The 17,837-nt window shown below is 63.4% G+C and carries 15 protein-coding genes; 10 read left to right on the top strand and 5 right to left on the bottom strand.

Annotated features, from left to right (window positions below):
* Positions 1–48: 48 nt before the first annotated feature.
* Complete coding sequence (locus ACF8K2_RS18605) at positions 49–633, top strand: LysE family translocator (RefSeq protein WP_392466739.1); 585 nt, start codon at positions 49–51, stop codon at positions 631–633.
* An 18-nt stretch (positions 634–651) separates the two neighbouring features.
* Here the strand turns inward: ACF8K2_RS18605 and ACF8K2_RS18600 are convergent, their stop codons facing one another.
* Complete coding sequence (locus ACF8K2_RS18600) at positions 652–1,857, bottom strand: sugar transporter (RefSeq protein ID WP_392466736.1); 1,206 nt, start codon at positions 1,855–1,857, stop codon at positions 652–654.
* Positions 1,858–2,057: 200 nt separating this feature from the next.
* Here ACF8K2_RS18600 and ACF8K2_RS18595 point away from each other — a divergent pair, with 200 nt between their 5' ends.
* Positions 2,058–3,374, top strand: a complete 1,317-nt coding sequence (locus tag ACF8K2_RS18595) for a hypothetical protein (RefSeq protein ID WP_392466733.1) — start codon at positions 2,058–2,060, stop codon at positions 3,372–3,374.
* An 89-nt stretch (positions 3,375–3,463) separates the two neighbouring features.
* Here ACF8K2_RS18595 and ACF8K2_RS18590 read toward each other — a convergent pair whose 3' ends face one another.
* The gene (locus tag ACF8K2_RS18590) at positions 3,464–4,516 is read right to left on the bottom strand and encodes an NAD(P)-dependent alcohol dehydrogenase (protein WP_392466731.1); all 1,053 of its coding nucleotides are present in this window, start codon (positions 4,514–4,516) and stop codon (positions 3,464–3,466) included.
* 179 nt (positions 4,517–4,695) lie between these two features.
* Between ACF8K2_RS18590 and ACF8K2_RS18585 the strand changes: the two genes are divergently transcribed.
* Together ACF8K2_RS18585 and yghU are read left to right on the top strand one after the other, a co-directional pair.
* Positions 4,696–5,601, top strand: coding sequence for an AraC family transcriptional regulator N-terminal domain-containing protein (locus ACF8K2_RS18585; RefSeq protein ID WP_392466729.1), 906 nt, complete (start codon positions 4,696–4,698; stop codon positions 5,599–5,601).
* A gap of 254 nt (positions 5,602–5,855) precedes the next feature.
* Complete coding sequence (gene yghU, locus ACF8K2_RS18580; protein ID WP_368973179.1) at positions 5,856–6,695, top strand: glutathione-dependent disulfide-bond oxidoreductase; 840 nt, start codon at positions 5,856–5,858, stop codon at positions 6,693–6,695.
* A gap of 39 nt (positions 6,696–6,734) precedes the next feature.
* Here yghU and ACF8K2_RS18575 read toward each other — a convergent pair whose 3' ends face one another.
* On the bottom strand, positions 6,735–8,705 hold the full coding sequence (locus tag ACF8K2_RS18575; RefSeq protein ID WP_392466726.1) for a BCCT family transporter: 1,971 nt from the start codon (positions 8,703–8,705) through the stop codon (positions 6,735–6,737).
* A gap of 263 nt (positions 8,706–8,968) precedes the next feature.
* On the opposite strand from ACF8K2_RS18575, the gene ACF8K2_RS18570 reads away from it, so the two are divergent.
* From ACF8K2_RS18570 to ACF8K2_RS18555, 4 genes are all read left to right on the top strand, one after another.
* A complete protein-coding gene (locus ACF8K2_RS18570; protein WP_392466724.1) occupies positions 8,969–10,672 on the top strand; it encodes an amidase in 1,704 nt (567 codons plus the stop codon).
* 178 nt (positions 10,673–10,850) lie between these two features.
* Positions 10,851–11,561 (top strand): transcriptional regulator, encoded by a 711-nt coding sequence (locus tag ACF8K2_RS18565; RefSeq protein ID WP_392466719.1) that lies wholly within the window; start codon positions 10,851–10,853, stop codon positions 11,559–11,561.
* A gap of 16 nt (positions 11,562–11,577) precedes the next feature.
* Positions 11,578–12,498 carry a pyridoxal-phosphate dependent enzyme gene (locus tag ACF8K2_RS18560; RefSeq protein ID WP_392466717.1) on the top strand — a complete coding sequence of 307 codons (921 nt, stop codon included), beginning with the start codon at positions 11,578–11,580 and terminating at the stop codon, positions 12,496–12,498.
* Between the two features lie 67 nt (positions 12,499–12,565).
* Positions 12,566–12,928, top strand: coding sequence for a DUF2784 domain-containing protein (locus ACF8K2_RS18555; protein WP_392466713.1), 363 nt, complete (start codon positions 12,566–12,568; stop codon positions 12,926–12,928).
* On the opposite strand, the gene tam is transcribed toward ACF8K2_RS18555, so the two are convergent.
* On the bottom strand, positions 12,925–13,701 hold the full coding sequence (gene tam, locus ACF8K2_RS18550; RefSeq protein WP_392466711.1) for a trans-aconitate 2-methyltransferase: 777 nt from the start codon (positions 13,699–13,701) through the stop codon (positions 12,925–12,927). The genes ACF8K2_RS18555 and tam overlap by 4 nt on opposite strands.
* Positions 13,702–13,882: 181 nt before the next feature.
* On the opposite strand from tam, the gene ACF8K2_RS18545 reads away from it, so the two are divergent.
* Positions 13,883–14,353 (top strand): FecR domain-containing protein, encoded by a 471-nt coding sequence (locus tag ACF8K2_RS18545; protein WP_392466709.1) that lies wholly within the window; start codon positions 13,883–13,885, stop codon positions 14,351–14,353.
* A gap of 62 nt (positions 14,354–14,415) precedes the next feature.
* Here the strand turns inward: ACF8K2_RS18545 and ACF8K2_RS18540 are convergent, their stop codons facing one another.
* Positions 14,416–15,828 (bottom strand): amino acid permease, encoded by a 1,413-nt coding sequence (locus ACF8K2_RS18540; protein WP_392466706.1) that lies wholly within the window; start codon positions 15,826–15,828, stop codon positions 14,416–14,418.
* A gap of 473 nt (positions 15,829–16,301) precedes the next feature.
* Between ACF8K2_RS18540 and ACF8K2_RS18535 the strand changes: the two genes are divergently transcribed.
* A complete protein-coding gene (locus ACF8K2_RS18535; protein ID WP_392466704.1) occupies positions 16,302–17,726 on the top strand; it encodes a PLP-dependent aminotransferase family protein in 1,425 nt (474 codons plus the stop codon).
* Positions 17,727–17,837 lie beyond the last annotated feature (111 nt).

The following is a 17,837-nucleotide window of genomic DNA, read 5'->3' as shown; positions in this document are numbered from 1 at the left end:
CGCCGCCAGCGGCGAGCATGGTGCTCCAATTGTGTGGAGTAGCCCGTCATGGCGCAGTCGCTGTTGCCCTTTGTCCTGTTCGCCCTGGTCGCCAGTATCAGCCCGGGGCCGACCAATCTGCTGATCCTCGCCCACGGCGCCCAGCGCGGCCTGCGCGCCAGCGTGGCGCCGATCCTCAGCGGCTGTCTGGCTGCAGCGGGGATGGTCTGGGTAGTGGGCTTGGGCTTGGCCGAAGTGCTGTTGCAGCACCCCGTCGCGCAGCAGCTGATGAGTTGGCTGGGCGTACTTTGGCTGAGTTGGCTCGGCTGGCAGTTGCTGCGCCGCGCCGCTGCGCCTTTGCACAGTACCCAGCGGGCACGCTTTGGGGCAGTGAGCGCGGCCACCTTGCAGTTGATCAACCCCAAGGTATGGATGATGGCAATCGTGATCATCGGCGTGTTTGCCGCGCCTGGACAGCCGGTGTGGCAGTTGGCGCTGATCTTTCTGATCATCGCCCTGCCGTGCATGACTGCCTGGGCGCTGCTCGGGGTCGGCAGCGCCCGCTGGTTGCAGTCACCGCAGCGGGTGCGGCGGTTCAATCAGCTGTTGGCGTGGTTGCTGATCGTCTCGGCCTGGTCGGCGTTGTTGGCCTGACCAAGGAAGCTGACTCTCTCAGTGTGGCGCTGGCACTGCCTGGCGAAACAGCGTGGTGCTGGCCACGGCCAGCACCAGCCCAACCAAGGCAACACTGCCGCCGACCAGGCCGATATTGGCCACACCCATCTGGCTGCTGACGATACTGCCCAGCAATGCCCCGCCGCCGATGCCGATGTTGTAGATACCGGAGAACAGCGCCATGGCTACATCGGTGGCGTCGGATGCGAGTTTCAAGGTCTTCGACTGCAGCGACAGGCTGAAGCTCAGAATCGCCACGCCCCAGAACATGCTCAGCACAGCGAACGCTGTGAAGTTGCCCGACAGCGGCAACAGCAACAGCAGGCATGCCGCCAGGCAGCCGATCGAGCCAACCAGAAAGCCATGCGGGAAGCGATCGCTATAGCGGCTGAACAGCACCGAACCCAGTACACCCGCACCACCGAACAACAGCAGCAATAAGGTGGTGCGTTCACCGCCGATCTGCGCCACATGCAGGGCGAACGGCTCGATGTAGCTGTAGGCGGTGAACTGCGCAGTGATCACCAGGGTGACCAGCAGGTAGGTAATCACCAGCGCCGGGCGCTTGAACAAGATCGGCAGACTGCGCAGCGACCCTGAGTTCTGGCTCGGCAGCAGCGGCAGCGACTTCATCAGGCAAAGCATGGTCGCCAGCGCCACCCCAGCGATGCTCAAGAAAGTCACCCGCCAACCCAGCGCCTCACCCACCACGCGCCCCAAGGGAATACCGAGCACCATCGCCAGCGTGGTGCCGGTGGCTAGCAAGCCCAGGGCCTTGGCCTGCTGCCCAGGTGGAGCTACGCGCACCGCCAGAGAGGCGGTGATCGCCCAGAACACGGCATGGGCCAAGGCGATGCCGATCCGGCTGACCAGCAGCATGGCAAAGCTCTGCGACAGCCACGACAACAAGTGGCTGAGGATGAACACCAAAAACACGAACAACAGCAACCGGCGCCGCTCGACGTTGCGCGTCAGCAACATCATCGGCAGCGAAGCCAGGGCGACCACCCAGGCATAGATGGTCAGCATCAGGCCGACCTGGGCGGTGGTCATGTCGAAACTGCGGCCGATGTCACTGAGCAGCGCCACCGGGACGAACTCGGTGGTGTTGAAGATGAACGCCGCCAGGGCCAGCGCGATCACGCTCAGCCAACTGCCGCCGCCCACCAGTGCGGGCATGGATGTAGGGATGGGACCATTCATGGAAGTGGCGTGTAGCTCCAAAGAAAAAAGACGACGACACCCCCGCCAGCCAGCGAGTCGGCCCTCTGGCGGGTGTGGACAAAAATTATTGGAAGGATGCCCGGCATGGTACGCGTCAAGCCTGGGCCTCACAACCGCAGCGCAACCGGAGTACCATGCGCGCTTCTGATAGACCGCGGAACAAGGAGTCCGATCCGCCCATGGACAAGCAACACCCCCAGCAGCAATGGCAACAGGCGGTCAGTAGCTATGCCCAGGCCATCAATCGCTTCGTCAGCCAAGGGCAGGCGCAAGGCTGGGACGATCTCCAAGAGCCGCAAGCGCCGCCCACCGAACACCTGCTCCCAGCCTGGCAAGCGGCCTTGCAGGCGATTAACCAACCCGGCGTGAGTGACGCGCAGCGCCAGGCATTTCGCGAGGCCTGGCCGCCGGCGCACCAGCCGCTGCTGCCCTTGCTCGAGCAACACGGTCAGGCTATCGGCACCCTGCTGCTGCTTGATGACGGCAGCCTGCTGGCACGCATCGGCACGCCGTTCGACCGCGGCCAGGTAGTGCGCATCGATGGCTACAGCGTGACCCCGGTGATCGGTGTCGAGCATTTCGGCCGCTGCCCCCAACGCCGCTACTTTGCCCTGGCCAACGCCGAGGGTATCCGCGTCACCGATGGCTGGGGCGGGCCACAGGTCGCCCGGTTTGCCTGGCCCAACGGCCTGGAGGGGTTGCCTGCCGGCTACCCGTTCGAGCCGTTCGACCTGCCGCCAACGCCGACCGCGATCACGCCGTTCCCCGATGGCCAACGGCTGCTGCTGGTCAGCAGCGAAGGCGTGTTCGTGCTGGCCGCCACTGGCGCCACCCGGCTACTGCCCGATGAGCAAGCGATCCTGCAAGACCTGGCTCAAGGCATCGACCCTGACGACATCAACCTGGGGCTGGGCATGGAGCACGGCGCCCTGTCCGCCGACGGCAGCCTGATCGCCATCGGCGAACAGTGCGGCCGCCACCGGGTCCTGGACCAACAGCTGCGACTGCTCGCCGAGATCGGTCCGGTGAGCGAATACCCGCACTTTGCCCTGTTCAACCAGCGCGGCGATCAGTTGCTGCTCAACGCCTGCCACTTCTACAACGGCGCCAGCCTCGGGGTGCGCACTGCCGACCTGCCTGGGCTGGACACCGAGCACTACAGCGACGACCCGCGTACCCCACTGTTGCACGAGGGCGCGCGAATCTACGCCGGTGTAGCACGCGAGCACGAATACATCGTCGGCGATGCCCATGGTTACCTGCGGGCCTTTGGCGAGGATGGTCGTGAGCACTGGCAGCATCACCTGGGCTCGACCCTCTGCGCGATGGATATCAGTGCCGATGGCCGCACCCTGGTGGCTGCCAGCTACGCCGGGTTCATCTCGCTGATCGCCCTGGACAGTGGCCGGCCTGACTGGCAGATCGGCACCGGCGAGCATGCCGAGGTGCGCCGTTGGTTGTTCTGGAAGGGGCTGGACAAGCCGCTGGCCTGGTAGCCAGTTTGCCCCGGCCTCCTCGCGGGGCAAGCCCGCTCCTACAGCGATCGGGTAGGCGCGGTCCCGCGATGAGATCGGGGCAGACTCCATCAGGCCTTCAGCGTGGCCATGTCGATCACGAAGCGATACTTCACATCGCCAACGATCATCCGCTCATAGGCCTGGTTGATGTTGCGGATATCGAGCATCTCGATATCGCAGCTGATGCCATGCTCGGCGCAGAAATCCAGCACTTCCTGAGTCTCGGCGATACCGCCAATCAGCGAACCCGCCAGCACCCGGCGCTTCATCACCAAATTGGCCGCATGCAGCGGTGGCTCGACCGGCTCGATCAAGCCGACCAGAATGTGCACGCCATCGAAGGTCAGCGTTTCCAGGTAGGGGTTGAGATCGTGCTGTACCGGAATGGTGTCGAGCAAGAAGTCAAAACGCCCCGCTGCAGCGCGCATCTGCTCCGGGTCAGTGGACACGATTACGTGATCGGCGCCCTGGCGACGGGCTTCTTCGGCTTTGGCCGCCGAGCGGGTGAACAGCGTCACTTCAGCGCCCAGCGCCTTGGCGAACTTGATGCCCATGTGGCCCAGACCGCCCATACCGAGGATGCCAACCTTGTGCCCAGGGCCGACGCCATGGTGCTTGAGCGGCGAGTAGGTAGTGATACCGGCGCACAGAATCGGCGCCGCGCTGGCCAGGTCCAGGCCCTGGGGAATGCGCAACACGAAGTGCTCGCTGACCACGATGCTGTTGGAATAGCCACCCATGGTGTTGCTGCCGTCGACTCGATCAGGGGTGGCATAGGTCATGGTCGGACCTTCCAGGCAGTACTGTTCCAGGTCCTTGGCGCAGGCCTCACAATGCCGGCAGGAGTCGACCATGCAACCCACGCCCACCAGGTCGCCGACCTTGTGCTGGGTGACCTTGGCACCGACCGCAGTGACCCGGCCGACAATCTCATGGCCTGGCATCAGTGGGTACACGGCAATGCCCCACTCGTTGCGCGCCTGATGGATGTCAGAGTGGCACACACCGCAGTAGAGGATCGCGATGGCGACATCATCGGCACGCGGGCTGCGGCGCTCGAAGGTCATGGGGGCCAGCGGACTGGTGGGAGTTTGGGCGGCGTAACCGATGGCGGTATACATGCAGGACCTCGCAAAAAGTGAAACGATTCAGGCGGCGCATTTTGTTCGCCAAAAGCCGCTTCGCCCACAGCAGATTCTCCGGCATGCATGCCTGATTCTCCGAACCTGGCTGTGAGCATCTGGCGCTGGCGCTGCAATCTGCGAAGATGCCAGTGTCTGATCCTCTGCCCTGGTCCATCATGCAGCTCACTCGCCACGTCGACGCCAATGCCCCGCTTTGCGCCCTGATCCGTAGCCTGGCCACGCGCCCAGGCTTTGTACCGACTCACTTGCCCCAGGTGCAGGTATTGAGTTGGGATCATTACGTGGCCAGTAGCCCGCAGCTCTATGAGCCCAGCCTGATGATCCTGGCCCAGGGCAGCAAGCTGGCGCGCCTGGGGCCACGCACCCTGGAGTACGGCGCCGGACATTACTTGGTGCAGGCGCTGTCGGTGCCGTTCATGTGCGAGACCTTCGCTACCGCTGAGGCGCCGTTACTAGGGGTGGCCGTCGATATCGATCGTGGAGTGCTCAGCGAGTTGGTGCAGAACATGGGCCTTGCCCCTGATGCTGCAGTCGAGGCGCAGACACCCCAGTCGATGACGTCGGCAGCACTGGACGCGCCGATGCGCGAGAGCGTCGAGCGCTTGCTGCAGTGCCTGCAGGATCCACTGGACGCCAGGGTGCTGGGGCCGGCACGGGTGCGCGAGGTGCTCTATACCGCCTTGCGCGGCCCCCAGGCCGGGGTACTGCGAGCCTTGGTCGAGCAACAAGGACATTTAGCCCGGATTGGCGCGGCGCTGGCTTATCTGCGTGAGCACTACGCCGAGCCGTTGAGCGTGGAGGCGTTGGCCAGTTGCGCCAACATGAGCGTGTCGACCTTCCATGAGCACTTCAAGCGCTGCACCGACATGGCGCCGATGCAGTACCTCAAACGCCTGCGCCTGCTCAAGGCCCAGCAAATGCTGATCGGCGAAGGCCTGGGCGTGGCGCAGACCGCGCACCGGGTGGGGTACCAGAGCACCTCGCAGTTCAGCCGCGAGTACAAGCGCCAGTTTGCCCATAGCCCAGGCGATGCGCAGCCTTACCAGAGCCTTCCGGTCTAAGTAGCCAACGGGGGCCGCTTTGCAGCCCTTCGCAGCGCAGGCGAGCCCAATCCCACAGGGTTCACTTCAGCCTGATGTTCTGCGTAGTACCTGTAGGAGCGGGCTTGCCCGCGAAGGGCAGCGAAGCGGCCCCATAGCATCACCTTTAGTGGACAAGTCATGCAACCAATGCATTTGCCCTTTGCCGCGAACCCGTGGCATAGATGCGGGTCTGCCTTTACATGTCCGCTTTGCGTCATCGAGGAGTTTCGTGCATGAGCAAGTCCCCCTACGTCCCGCCCAAGGTCTGGCGCAACGACGCAGCCTCCGGCGGTCAGTTCGCCAGTATCAACCGCCCGGTTGCCGGCGCCACCCATGACAAAGCGCTACCGGTAGGTAAACAGCCCTTGCAGCTGTACTCGCTGGCAACGCCCAATGGCGTCAAGGCCACCATCTTGCTCGAAGAGCTGCTGGCGCTGGGGCACAGCGGGGCTGAGTACGATGCCTGGCTGATCCGCATCGGCGACGGCGAGCAGTTCTCCAGCGGCTTCGTCGAGGTCAACCCCAACTCCAAGATCCCTGCCCTGCTCGATCGCAGTGTCGAGCCTGCCATCCGCGTGTTCGAGTCTGGTTCGATCCTGGTTTACCTGGCCGAGAAGTTCGGCGCGTTTCTGCCCAAGGCGCCTGCCGCGCGTACCGAAACGCTGAACTGGCTGTTCTGGCAGATGGGCGCCGCGCCCTACCTGGGCGGTGGTTTCGGCCACTTCTATGTGTATGCGCCGGAGAAGATCGAATACGCCATCAACCGCTTCACCATGGAAGCCAAACGGCAATTGGACGTGCTCGACCGACGCCTGGCCGAGAGCCGCTACCTGGGTGGCGATGACTACAGCATCGCCGACATCGCCGTGTGGCCGTGGTATGGCCAGCTGGTACGCGGCAACTTGTATGACGCCGCCGAGTTTCTCGCGGTGCAGGAATACCCTAATGTGCAGCGCTGGGCTGAAGAGATCGCCCAGCGCCCCGCGGTGCAGCGTGGCACCCGGGTCAATCGCACCTGGGGTGATGAGGCGAGCCAAGTGCCAGAGCGGCATTCGGCGGCGGATCTGGATTGACCCAAGTGGGGCCGCCAGACAGCGGCCCCACCCAGCGCGTTAGCCCACCAGATGCAGGAAATGCATATGACGTTCGAAGTGATCGAGAATGTCTCCGATCACTTCATCCTTCGACCAGCCCATCACATCATGATCCTGACCGCCCTCGCGCAGGTGGACTTCGGCGCGGAAGTACTTGCGCTCATCGCCCGGCGCATCGCTGCTGACGAAGCTGGGCATGGCATAGGCCTGCGGACGAATCTGGTAGACGAAGGTGTCGTCACTCGGGCCGACCTTGAGCGTCACACTGCCCTCCTCACCCTGCTCCACGCTGCACTCATAGCCCTGGCGCCGCCATTCTTCGGCCACCGCTTCACAGGCCGGCAATCCGACTTCGGTAATGAAGCGCGAGACATGCGCACGACGCGGGAACATCGCCAGCGTGCGCAGGCGCCGCTGCCAGTTACCGGCAGCACGTGAAGCGGTCGGCGAGATGGCCAGCGCCTGATAGCGCAAGTTGCGTTTGGTCGCATCGAGCTTGAGCGCCTTGAGCAAGCCACGGGTGCTGCACAGCAAGGCGATGGTGAACGGCAAGGCACTGGCGATGGTCGCTGTCTGCAACGCCTTCAGGCCATCGGCAAGCAGCAGTGCGATCGCCACCAGGCCCATGCTCGACGCCCAGAAGATGCGCTGGCGAATCGGCGTATTCTCCTGACCGCCCGAGGCGAGCATGTCGACCACCATGGCCCCGGTGTCGGCGGAGGTGACGAAGAACACCACCACCATGATCACTGCCAGGGTGCTGATCACACTGGCGAACGGAAAGTGCTCAAGGAAGGCGAACAGCGCCAGCGAGGTGTCCTTGTTCACCGCCATGGCCAAGTCGTTCAGCCCCTCGTTGAGGATCATATGGATCGCGGTATTGCCGAACACCGTCATCCACAGCAGGGTGAATGCGGTCGGCACCAGCAGCACGCCGGTGACGAATTCGCGGATCGTGCGGCCCCGGGAGATGCGCGCAATGAACAGCCCGACGAAGGGCGACCAGGCCAGCCACCAGCCCCAGTAGAACAGGGTCCAGCCGCCGATCCAGTCCGTCGGCTGGTAGGCATACAGGTTAAGCGTGCGGGTGACGATCTCGCCCAGGTAGCTGCCGGTGTTCTGTACGAAGGTCTGCAAGATCAGCACAGTCGGCCCCAGCAGCATCACCATCAGCAACAGCAGCACCGCCAAACCCAGGTTGAGCTCGGAAAGCCGGCGAATGCCCTTGTCCAGCCCCGACATCACCGACAAGGTGGCGAGCAAGGTAGTACCGATGATCAGCCCGATCTGGATCGGCGTCGACACCGGCACGCCGAACAACGCATTGAGCCCGGTGTTGATCTGCGCCACGCCAAAGCCCAGCGAAGTGGCCACGCCAAACACCGTGCCGATGATGGCGAAGATATCCACGGCATGGCCGATCGGCCCGTAGATACGCTCACCAATCAGCGGGTACAGCGCCGAACGCAAGGTCAGTGGCAAACCCTGGCGGTAGCTGAAGTAGGCCAGGATCAACGCCACGATGGCGTAGATCGCCCAGGCATGCAGGCCCCAGTGGAAGAAGGTGATGCGCATGGCTTCACCGGCGGCCTGCACCGTGCCGCCCTCACCCATCGGCGGATTGAGAAAATGCATCACAGGCTCGGCCACGCCAAAGAACATCAAGCCGATGCCCATGCCGGCAGAAAACAGCATGGCGAACCAGGTGGTGCTGCTGTAATCGGGGGTGCTGTGGTCGGGCCCAAGCTTGATATCGCCATAGCGGCTGATGCCGAGGAACACCACCGTGCCGAGAATGACCGCCACCGCCAGGATGTAGAACCAGCTGACATTACCGATGATCCACCCCTGGACCTGGGCGAACAGGTTCTGTGCATGCGCTTGAAACACGCTGGCATACAGCACCAGCACCAGCAACAGCACGGCGGAAACCCAGAAAACCGGAGGGTTGATCGTGGACTTGGGGGTCTTGTCTGGCGGTATCGACATCGATGGCAGGCTCCAACGGGGCGCTTCATGCGCACTTTATTCACAAACAAAGGTAAATCCTGACGAGAATTACCGACTTAGTCTGTAGGAAAAAGGCCAGCTATCTGGCTTTCTACCTACTCTCCGAACACGTTTGCCTGACAGGGTTCGCCGACAAGACTGCCGCGCTGCAAAAATGCTTTTCCCCCGCGCAAGCCTGCGTCGGCTGTGGGCTTCTTGTACACTCGCCTCACTAGCCCCCACCTGTACATTTTGGTGACAGCATGATCGAGGTAACCGAGGTTTCCATTGCCGAGCTGCGCGACGCGCTCACGACTGGCCGTACCACGGCCGTCGAACTCGTCAAGGCCTACCTGGCCCGCATCGACGCCTACGACGGCGCCGACACCCCCACCGCGCTGAACGCGGTGGTGGTACGCAACCCTGAAGCACTCAAGGAGGCCGAGGCCTCCGACGCCCGGCGCGCTCGTGGTGAAAGCCTCGGCCCGCTCGATGGCATTCCCTACACGGCCAAGGACAGCTACCTGGTCAAAGGTCTGACCGCTGCCTCCGGTAGCCCGGCATTCGCCGAGCTGGTCGCCCAGCGCGACGCCTTCACCATCGAGCGCCTGCGCGCCGCCGGCGCCATCTGCCTGGGCAAGACCAACATGCCTCCGATGGCCAACGGCGGCATGCAGCGTGGCGTCTATGGCCGCGCCGAAAGCCCGTACAACGCCGCCTATCTTACCGCGCCATTCGCCTCCGGCTCGTCCAACGGGGCCGGTACCGCTACCGCCGCCAGCTTCTCGGCCTTCGGTCTGGCTGAAGAAACCTGGTCCAGCGGTCGTGGCCCTGCTTCGAACAACGGCCTGTGCGCCTATACCCCGTCGCGCGGGGTGATCTCGGTGCGCGGCAACTGGCCGCTGACGCCGACCATGGATGTAGTGGTGCCGTATGCGCGGACCATGAGCGATCTGCTGGAGATCCTCGATGTCGTAGTCGCCGACGATGCCGACAAACGCGGCGATCTGTGGCGCCTGCAACCTTGGGTGCCGATCCCTGCGGCCTCCTCGGTTCGCCCGGCTTGCTACCTCGACCTGGCGGTCGATGCCAGCTCGCTCAAGGGCAAGCGTTTCGGTGTGCCACGTATGTACATCAATGCCGATGAACTGGCCGGGACCTCGGAAAAACCGGGTATCGGCGGCCCGACCGGCCAGCGTATCAACACCCGGGCCAGCGTCATCGACCTCTGGCAGCAAGCGCGCCTGGCCCTTGAGGCCGCTGGCGCCGAAGTGGTCGAGGTGGACTTCCCGCTGGTCTCCAACTGCGAAGGCGACCGCCCCGGTGCACCGACCGTGTACAACCGCGGCATCGTTTCCAAGGCGTTCCTCCACGACGAGCTGTGGGAGCTGTCCGGTTGGGCCTTCGACGATTTCCTGCGGGCCAACGATGACCCCAAGCTCAACCGCCTGGCTGATGTCGATGGGCCGAAGATCTTCCCCCACGACCCCGGCACCCTGCCCAACCGCGAAGATGACTTGGCCGCCGGCATGGACGAGTACGTCAACATGGCCAAGCGCGGCCTGAAGAGCTGGGATCAGATCGCGACCGTCCCGGACGGCCTACGCGGCCTCGAGCAGACCCGCAAGCTCGACCTGGAAGACTGGATGGACAACCTCGGCCTGCACGCCGTGCTGTTCCCAACCGTGGCCGACGTGGGTCCTGCGGATGCCGACGTCAATCCTGCGTCGGCCGACATCGCCTGGAGCAACGGTATCTGGGTGGCCAACGGCAACCTGGCGATCCGTCACCTGGGCGTGCCTACTGTCACCGTGCCGATGGGCGTGATGGCTGATATCGGCATGCCGGTGGGGCTGACGTTTGCCGGCCGCGCTTATGATGACTCGGCCCTGCTGAGCTTCGCCGCCGCCTTCGAGTCGACTGGCTCACGTCGTATCGTGCCGCCGCGCACGCCTGCGCTGGGCTGATATCGCGTCGCTCTTTTCGCGGGCCAGCCCGCTCCCACAGGATCTCCACCACTCTTCAGGCTGGTGGGGTACCTGTAGGAGCGGGCTTGCCCGCGATAAGGCCGGTACTGTTAGCCTCGTTGACTCATCCCTCAAAATTCAACAAACTGTATAAAAATTACATTTTGTTGAATACCTTATGTCCGTCACTCACCTCCAACGCGAACGCCAACTGGTCCTGTCTACCCTCAAGGCTGCTATCGCCGCGATCGGCAGCGTTGCCGGGCGCAACATGGAGATCCTCCTGCACGACCTCGACCAGCCCGAGCAATCGGTGGTGGCAATCGTCAACGGCCACCTTTCCGGACGCGCCGTCGGCAGCCCGATTCTCGCTGCACCCGAACAGGATCAAGGCTTCCAGGCGCTGATGCGCGCCGCGCACACGCCAGGCTGCGAGCCGGTGGTCCTGCCTGATTATCCCACCACCCTCAAAGGCCGCAGCCTGCGCAGCGCCACCGCTATCCTGCGCGACAGCGAAGGGCATCCGTTCGCCAGCCTGTGCGTCAATGTCGACCACAGTGGCCTGGATGCCGCCCTTGAGTTCCTCCGGCAACTGCAGCCATTGGGCGCGGATCAGGTCTTGAGCACGCCCCTGCCAGCTGACGATCCAGCCGACATGAGCGTGCTGATGGCCGAGATCATTGCCAACGCGCTGCAGTCCTGCGGTCACGACCGGATGAACAAACAGGCCAAGGTCGAGGCTGTGCGGGTGATGCAAGAGCGCGGTCTGTTCATCGTCAAAGGCGGCGTGGAAAAAGCCGCCGCAGCGCTCGGTGTGACCCGCTACACCGTTTACAACTACCTTGAGCAATTGCGTGGCGAAACCTCGTCCGCTGCTCGTGACGACTGACTTTACGGAGACCGCCATGCCCTTGCACATCCACACCCCGCTGATCGAATCACGCCCCCTGTCGCTGGCTGCTGGCCGCTCGGTCTGGCTCAAGCTCGATGCCTTGCAGCCTTGCGGCTCGTTCAAACTGCGCGGGGTTGGCCACGCCTGTGAAGTCCACCACGCTCGTGGCGCGCGCCACTTTGTCTCGTCCTCAGGCGGCAACGCTGGCCTGGCAGTGGCCTATGCCGGGCGTCTGCTGGGCGTGCCGGTGACCGTGGTGGTGCCAGAAACCACCACCGAACGCGCTAAGGAGCTGCTGCACCTGGAGGATGCCAAAGTGGTGGTCCATGGCGGCTCCTGGCAGGAGGCCAACGAACTGGCGCAAACCTTGATCGGGCCGAACGACGCCTTCATCCATCCGTTCGACGATCCACTGCTGTGGGCCGGCCACGCGAGCATGATCGATGAAGTTGCCGCGGCGGGTTTCAAGCCCGATGCGCTGGTGTTGTCGGTCGGCGGCGGGGGTTTGCTCAGCGGCGTCGTCGAGGGGCTCAAGCGCAATGGCTGGCAGGATGTGCCGGTGCTGGCAGTCGAAACCCAAGGTGCCGCCTCATTGCACGCTGCGGCGCAGGCTGGGCACACAGTAGCGCTGGAGCGGATCGCGTCGGTGGCAACTTCGCTGGGCGCCAAACGTGTAGCGGAACAGGCGATGGAGTGCCTGCGCACTCACCCAGTCAAGAGTCATCTGGTCAGTGACCGCGAAGCGCTGCAGGCCTGCGAGCGGTTCTTGCTCGATCACCGGCTGCTGGTAGAGCCGGCCTGTGGGGCGGCGCTGGCGTTGGCCTACGACGCTCAAGCGCTGGCGAGCTACCAGAAGGTCATGGTCGTAGTCTGTGGCGGCGCTACTGCCACTTTCGAGCAGATCCAGGCTTGGTTGGCTGCATGTCCCGCGTAAGCCCGGACCTGTGACTCAATGAAACGTCTTATGCTGGAGATCCCAAACCAACCATGAACCGCCCTCCATGTTCTACCGAATAAGCGCCGACACCCTGGTCCTGCTGCACCTGGCCTTCATCCTGCTGGTGTTGTCCGGCGGCCTGCTGGTGCTCAAATGGCGCGCAGCCGTGCTGATCCACCTGCCGGCCTTGGCCTGGGGCCTGGCCGTGGAGCTCCTGCACCTACGATGCCCGCTGACCGACTGGGAAAACCGCATGCGCGCCGCCGCAGGCGACGCCGGCTACCAGGGCGGCTTCATCGAGCACTACATCTGGCCACTGATCTACCCCGCCGGGCTGACACCGCAAATCCAGATCGTTTTTGGCCTGATCGTACTGGTGCTCAACCTCGGTGTGTACGGCTACGTCATCTGGCGCTGGCGCCGCTAGCGGGTAGCGACCACGAACAAACGCGGGAACGCCAGCAGCACCTTGCCATCGGTCGCTGGCGGATAGTCCTTTTGCATGGCCTGTAGGTACAACTGCAAGAAGTCCTTCTGTTCAGCCTCGTCCAACCGCGCCAGGTACGGACGCAAGGCCGAGCCCTTGAACCACTCCACCACCGTTTCTGCACCGCCTGCCAGCGGATGGTGATAGGTAGTGCGCCAGACATCCACCCGCGCGCACAGCGGGCTCAGCAAGTCGTAGTAGAAGCCGGCGTTGTGCCGCGGCGGCAGCGCGAAGTCGGCGAACTTGTCCGCCCACGGGCCACGGCTGGCGATCTCGCGCAACTGGCGATGGGCCGGTTCGTCGAGGTTGTCCGGGGTCTGCACGGCCAAGCTGCCACCTTGGCTTAGCTGCTCGATCAGGTGCGGATAGAGCGTGCCGTGGCTTGGCACCCACTGCAACGATGCGTTGGCGAGAATCAGCTCTTGAGGTTTGTGGGCAGTCCAACTGGCGATGTCGCCGATCTCGCAGCGCACTCGCGGCACGCCCAGGCGTGGGCGCTCCTTGGCCTTGGCGATCATGTCTGGATCACTGTCCAGCGCCAGGACCTGGGCATCGGGGTAGCGCTGCAATAGCACTTCGGTGGAGTTGCCCGGCCCGCAACCCAGGTCAGTGGCATGGTGTACCGAACAGGCAGGGACTGCGGCCAGCAAGTCGCGCACGGCGCGGGTACGTTCGTCTTCGAACAGGGAATATTGGTTGGCGGACCAGGCCATGGCGAACTCCTTAGGCGGACAATGCGTCTAGCATAAGCCATATACGCCCGCTTCGCGGGGCAAGCCCACGTTAGCCCGGCTTCATAGCGCACTGCGTGGGAGTGGGCTTGCCCCGCGATCAGGCCGGAACTGCCAACGCCGCTCTCAGGTCATTGCTCAAAACCCAGGATCACCGCCCACCATGATCAGCAAGCACCGCCTAGCCCTGCCCCTGGCCATCCTCGCCATGATCGGCGCCGCCGCCCTGCTCGGCTCGCCATGGATGAACCAACCCTTCGAACTGGCCGACCTGCGTACCAGCAACGACCAGCAACTGACCCGCCAACTGGAAGACGGCAGCCTGTTGCGACTGGCAGCGGACAGCGCGGTAGACGTCGAATTCGACCCGGTGCAACGCCGTGTGACACTGTTGCAAGGCAGCCTGTCACTGCACGTTTCTGCGACCGATAGCCGACCTTTCATGCTCGTCACCGAGCACGGCACCCTCGCCACCCAAGACGCTAACCTGAAGCTTGAGCGCGATGCCAAGCGTTCACACATCATCCTGCTCGACGGTAGCGCCGAACTCGACAGCGCTGGCCAACGCCTGCACCTGAACGCCGGACAGCAGCTGCGCTTCGACCAGGCAGGCCCTGAACACCCACACAATTAGCGCCCACAAACAAACGCGGCCGGCCCCTTGCGGGAACCGGCCGACGTCAACCAACGAGTCGCTTAGTGCTTGTTGGAGGTGCGCATCTGATGCACCACACCCATCGCCACCACCACCGCAGCGGCGATACCGGTGGAGATTACCAGGATCTGGTAGTCAGGCATGAACGCCATGGTCACCAGGGCGGCCACGATGAAGGCGATCACCAGGTAGGTCAGCCACGGGAACAGCCACATCTGCAGGCGGATCTCCTTGCCTTCGGCAATCAGCTTGCGGCGCATGCGCAGCTGCGAGAAGGCAATCACCAGGTACACCAGCAAGGCGATCATGCCGGTGGTGTTCATCAGCGTTTCCAGCACGTCTTTCGGGCGCAGGGTCTCGCTGAAGTTGATCAGCGCACAGACTACCGCCACTGCGCACGAGCCAATGATGGCAAATACTGGCACACCGGTACCGGCGCGGGTGATCTTGAAGAACGACGGCGCATCGCCACGCTGGGCCAGGGAGAACAGCATGCGCGAGGCCGTGTAGTGACCGGAGATCAGGCAGCTGCTCACCGAGGTCAGTACCACGAAGTTCATCAGCAGCTCAGCGTAAGGCACGCCCAGCAGCTCCAGGGTCCGGCGGTAGGCGCCATAACCCGACTCACCCAGGTGCGGGTCGTTCCACGGTACCAGGCAGACGATCAGGAAGATCGAACCTACGTAGAACAGGCACACACGCCATACCACCGAGTTGGTGGCCTTGACGATCTGCCCGGCTGGGTCCTTGGACTCGGAGGCGGCGATGGTGACGATTTCCGCACCGAGGAAGGCGAACATCACCCCCAGCAATGCACCAATCACGGTGGTGATGCCATTGGGCATGAAGCCTTCGGCGGTCAGGTGGCTCATGCCGCGCACTTCACCGAACTGCCAGATGTTCAGCACTGCCGCACCGCAGACGATCAGGAAGCAGACGATCGCGATCACCTTGATCAAGGCGAACCAGAACTCGAACTCACCGTAGTGCTTGACGTTGAAGAAGTTGACCGTGATCAGCACCAAGGTGGTGGCCAGGACGAACACGTTGACGCTCACACTCGGGAAGAAACCATGCAGGATCTTGCCCGCCACATAAGCTTCCCAGGCCATCAGGATGACCCAGTACCACCAATACAACCAGCCGATGGTGAAACCTGCCCAGCGACCAATGGCGCGGTCGGCGTAGGTCGAGAACGAGCCGGTGTCCGGCGAGGAGGTCGCCATCTCGCCGAGCATGCGCATGATCAGCACCACCAGGATGCCGCCGGCCAGATAGGCCAGGACAGCAGCGGGACCGGCGCTGTGGATCACGCTGCCGGAGCCGACGAACAGTGCGCCGCCGATAACCCCGGCGATCGACATCATCGTCAGGTGGCGCGACTTGAGCGAAGCATTGAGCTTGCTCTCCGGCGCCCCTTTGGCGGATGCGGTGGATGTGGATGTTGCGTCCATCAGTTGTGTACCCCGTGCTTCTTTTTATCCAAGGAAATCCGTGAAACCCCGATGGCTAGCGGTTTCACCTGTACATCAGTGCTAATGCGGGCAGGAGGTGTGCACACGGCACACGCAGGCCATCCATGGCGGCCTGCTTACGCGTTCGAGGGCTGGCCCCCGGACGAACTGAACCGGTTGATCACGCGTGCGCAAGCCGAACGGCGGCTAGACTCCAGCCCATTCGACTTGGCAAAAAGATGATGCGAGGCGGGCCTCGACGAAAAAGCAGCAAAATTATGATTGTTCATGACGCTGGTGTGCCTGCACTGCAAAAGGTGTCTGGCGATCTCAGACACCTAATGTAAAAATGTCGGACACAGAGAGCCATGCACAGTGGCATGAAAGTCGCACTGCACTGTACAGGCCGTCGATGCAATACACCCGCGACACCCTGCAGGCGCTTGGCGTTATGCACACCTGAAGGCAGCCCAATGCTCGTACTACATCCAGACTCCTCCACCCCGCTGGTCAACCAGATCATCGACGGGTTACGCGAGCTGATCGACAACCAGACCCTCAAGCCCGGCGCCAAGGTCCCGTCTATCCGCGCCTTTGCCGCGACCTACTCGGTGAGCACCTTTACCGTGGTCGAAGCCTATGACCGTCTGGTCGCCCAAGGGCTGCTGGTCAGCCGCGGCAACGCGGGGTTCTTCGTCAATCGCGCAGCAGGCGAGTTGCTGGATAGTCAGAATCAGGAAGCCGACACCACTCGACCCTCGTTCAACTCCGAGTGGTACCTGCAACAGATCTTCGAAACCCGCCAATTGCCGTTCAAGCCCGGTTGCGGCTGGCTGCCCAACGACTGGATGTACGAAGACGGCCTGCGCCGCGGCATGCGCCAGGTCGCTGGCAGCCCACTGGAGCTGTCCGGCTACGGCGACCCGATGGGCCTGCCGGAACTGCGCGCACTGACCGCGCAGAACCTGCAACAGGAGCTGTCGATCGTCGCCAACCCGGCGCAACTGATGCTCACCCATGGCGCCAGCCAGGCGCTGGACCTGGCCGTGCGCACCCTGGTGCGCCCAGGTGACGTGGTGCTGGTGGACGACCCCGGCTACCCCAACCTGATGAGCATCCTGCGCTTTCAGGGCGCAACCCTGATCGGCGTGCCGCGCACCCCGGCCGGCTACGACCTCGACCAGCTCGAACGACTGCTGGCGCATCACCGCCCAACCGCCTTCTTCACCCAGCCGCACCTGCACAGCCCGACCTGCTCGCGCACCCCATTGCCACAGCTGCACCGCCTGTTGCAGTTGTCTTCCCAGCACGGTTTCCGTCTGGTGGAAAACAACCTGTACGCCGACATGGTCGCCGAACCGCAGCCCTGCCTGGCCAGCCTCGATCACCTGCAACAGGTGGTCTACGTGGGCAGTTACTCGAAAAGCATCTCGCCCAATGTGCGGGTCGGCTACCTGGTCGCCAACCCCGAGCTGATGCAGCAGTTGCTGCACCTGAAGATGCGCTCGGGCCTGACCACCTCGCAGGTGATGGAGCGCGTGGTCTATGCCGCGATCATCGACGGGCGCTGGCGCAAGCACCTCAAGCGCCTGCGCCAGCGCCTGGCCGAGGCGCACCAGGAAGTTGGCCGGCATCTGCACCGGCTGGGCTTTGAGTTGTTCATCGAGTCCGATGAAGGCATGTACGTCTGGACCCGCCACCCCGCCCTGCCCGACAGCGCCGCGCTGCTGGACGATGCCCTGGAGCAAGGCATCATGCTCGGGCCTGGGCAGCTATTCATGGTCGATGCCCAGGCGACCGGCTGGATGCGCTTCAACGTGGCGTTCAGTACCGATCCGGCGATGTGGGAGTTGCTGGAGAAGGTGCTGGTCAAGCATGTGCGCCGAGGCAGTGTCTGACATTACTCGCGAATCAGTCATAAGCGCTGCCCGGAATCGTCCTTCGAGATCTTCAGACCCCATCTGACATCTAACGCGGCAGCTCGCCTTTAAATTCCTCTGAACGCCTTT

The sequence above is a fragment of the Pseudomonas sp. xss_2 genome, assembly GCF_043104195.1.
GTDB lineage: Bacteria > Pseudomonadota > Gammaproteobacteria > Pseudomonadales > Pseudomonadaceae > Aquipseudomonas > Aquipseudomonas urmiensis.
Note: the sequence above shows the minus strand (reverse complement) of the source record. Positions and strands in the feature narration are given on the sequence as shown.

Excerpts from the sequence above, each read along its gene's own strand:
- ACF8K2_RS18570 (WP_392466724.1), top strand. The coding sequence starts at position 8,969 with ATGATCGAGGTAACCGAGGTTTCCATTGCCGAGCTGCGCGACGCGCTC.
- ACF8K2_RS18595 (WP_392466733.1), top strand. The coding sequence starts at position 2,058 with ATGGACAAGCAACACCCCCAGCAGCAATGGCAACAGGCGGTCAGTAGC.
- yghU (WP_368973179.1), top strand. The coding sequence starts at position 5,856 with ATGAGCAAGTCCCCCTACGTCCCGCCCAAGGTCTGGCGCAACGACGCA.
- ACF8K2_RS18555 (WP_392466713.1), top strand. The coding sequence starts at position 12,566 with ATGTTCTACCGAATAAGCGCCGACACCCTGGTCCTGCTGCACCTGGCC.
- ACF8K2_RS18585 (WP_392466729.1), top strand. The coding sequence starts at position 4,696 with ATGCAGCTCACTCGCCACGTCGACGCCAATGCCCCGCTTTGCGCCCTG.
- ACF8K2_RS18605 (WP_392466739.1), top strand. The coding sequence starts at position 49 with ATGGCGCAGTCGCTGTTGCCCTTTGTCCTGTTCGCCCTGGTCGCCAGT.
- ACF8K2_RS18565 (WP_392466719.1), top strand. The coding sequence starts at position 10,851 with ATGTCCGTCACTCACCTCCAACGCGAACGCCAACTGGTCCTGTCTACC.
- ACF8K2_RS18575 (WP_392466726.1), bottom strand. The coding sequence starts at position 8,705 with ATGTCGATACCGCCAGACAAGACCCCCAAGTCCACGATCAACCCTCCG.
- ACF8K2_RS18545 (WP_392466709.1), top strand. The coding sequence starts at position 13,883 with ATGATCAGCAAGCACCGCCTAGCCCTGCCCCTGGCCATCCTCGCCATG.
- ACF8K2_RS18590 (WP_392466731.1), bottom strand. The coding sequence starts at position 4,516 with ATGTATACCGCCATCGGTTACGCCGCCCAAACTCCCACCAGTCCGCTG.
- ACF8K2_RS18600 (WP_392466736.1), bottom strand. The coding sequence starts at position 1,857 with ATGAATGGTCCCATCCCTACATCCATGCCCGCACTGGTGGGCGGCGGC.
- ACF8K2_RS18535 (WP_392466704.1), top strand. The coding sequence starts at position 16,302 with ATGCTCGTACTACATCCAGACTCCTCCACCCCGCTGGTCAACCAGATC.
- tam (WP_392466711.1), bottom strand. The coding sequence starts at position 13,701 with ATGGCCTGGTCCGCCAACCAATATTCCCTGTTCGAAGACGAACGTACC.
- ACF8K2_RS18560 (WP_392466717.1), top strand. The coding sequence starts at position 11,578 with ATGCCCTTGCACATCCACACCCCGCTGATCGAATCACGCCCCCTGTCG.
- ACF8K2_RS18540 (WP_392466706.1), bottom strand. The coding sequence starts at position 15,828 with ATGGACGCAACATCCACATCCACCGCATCCGCCAAAGGGGCGCCGGAG.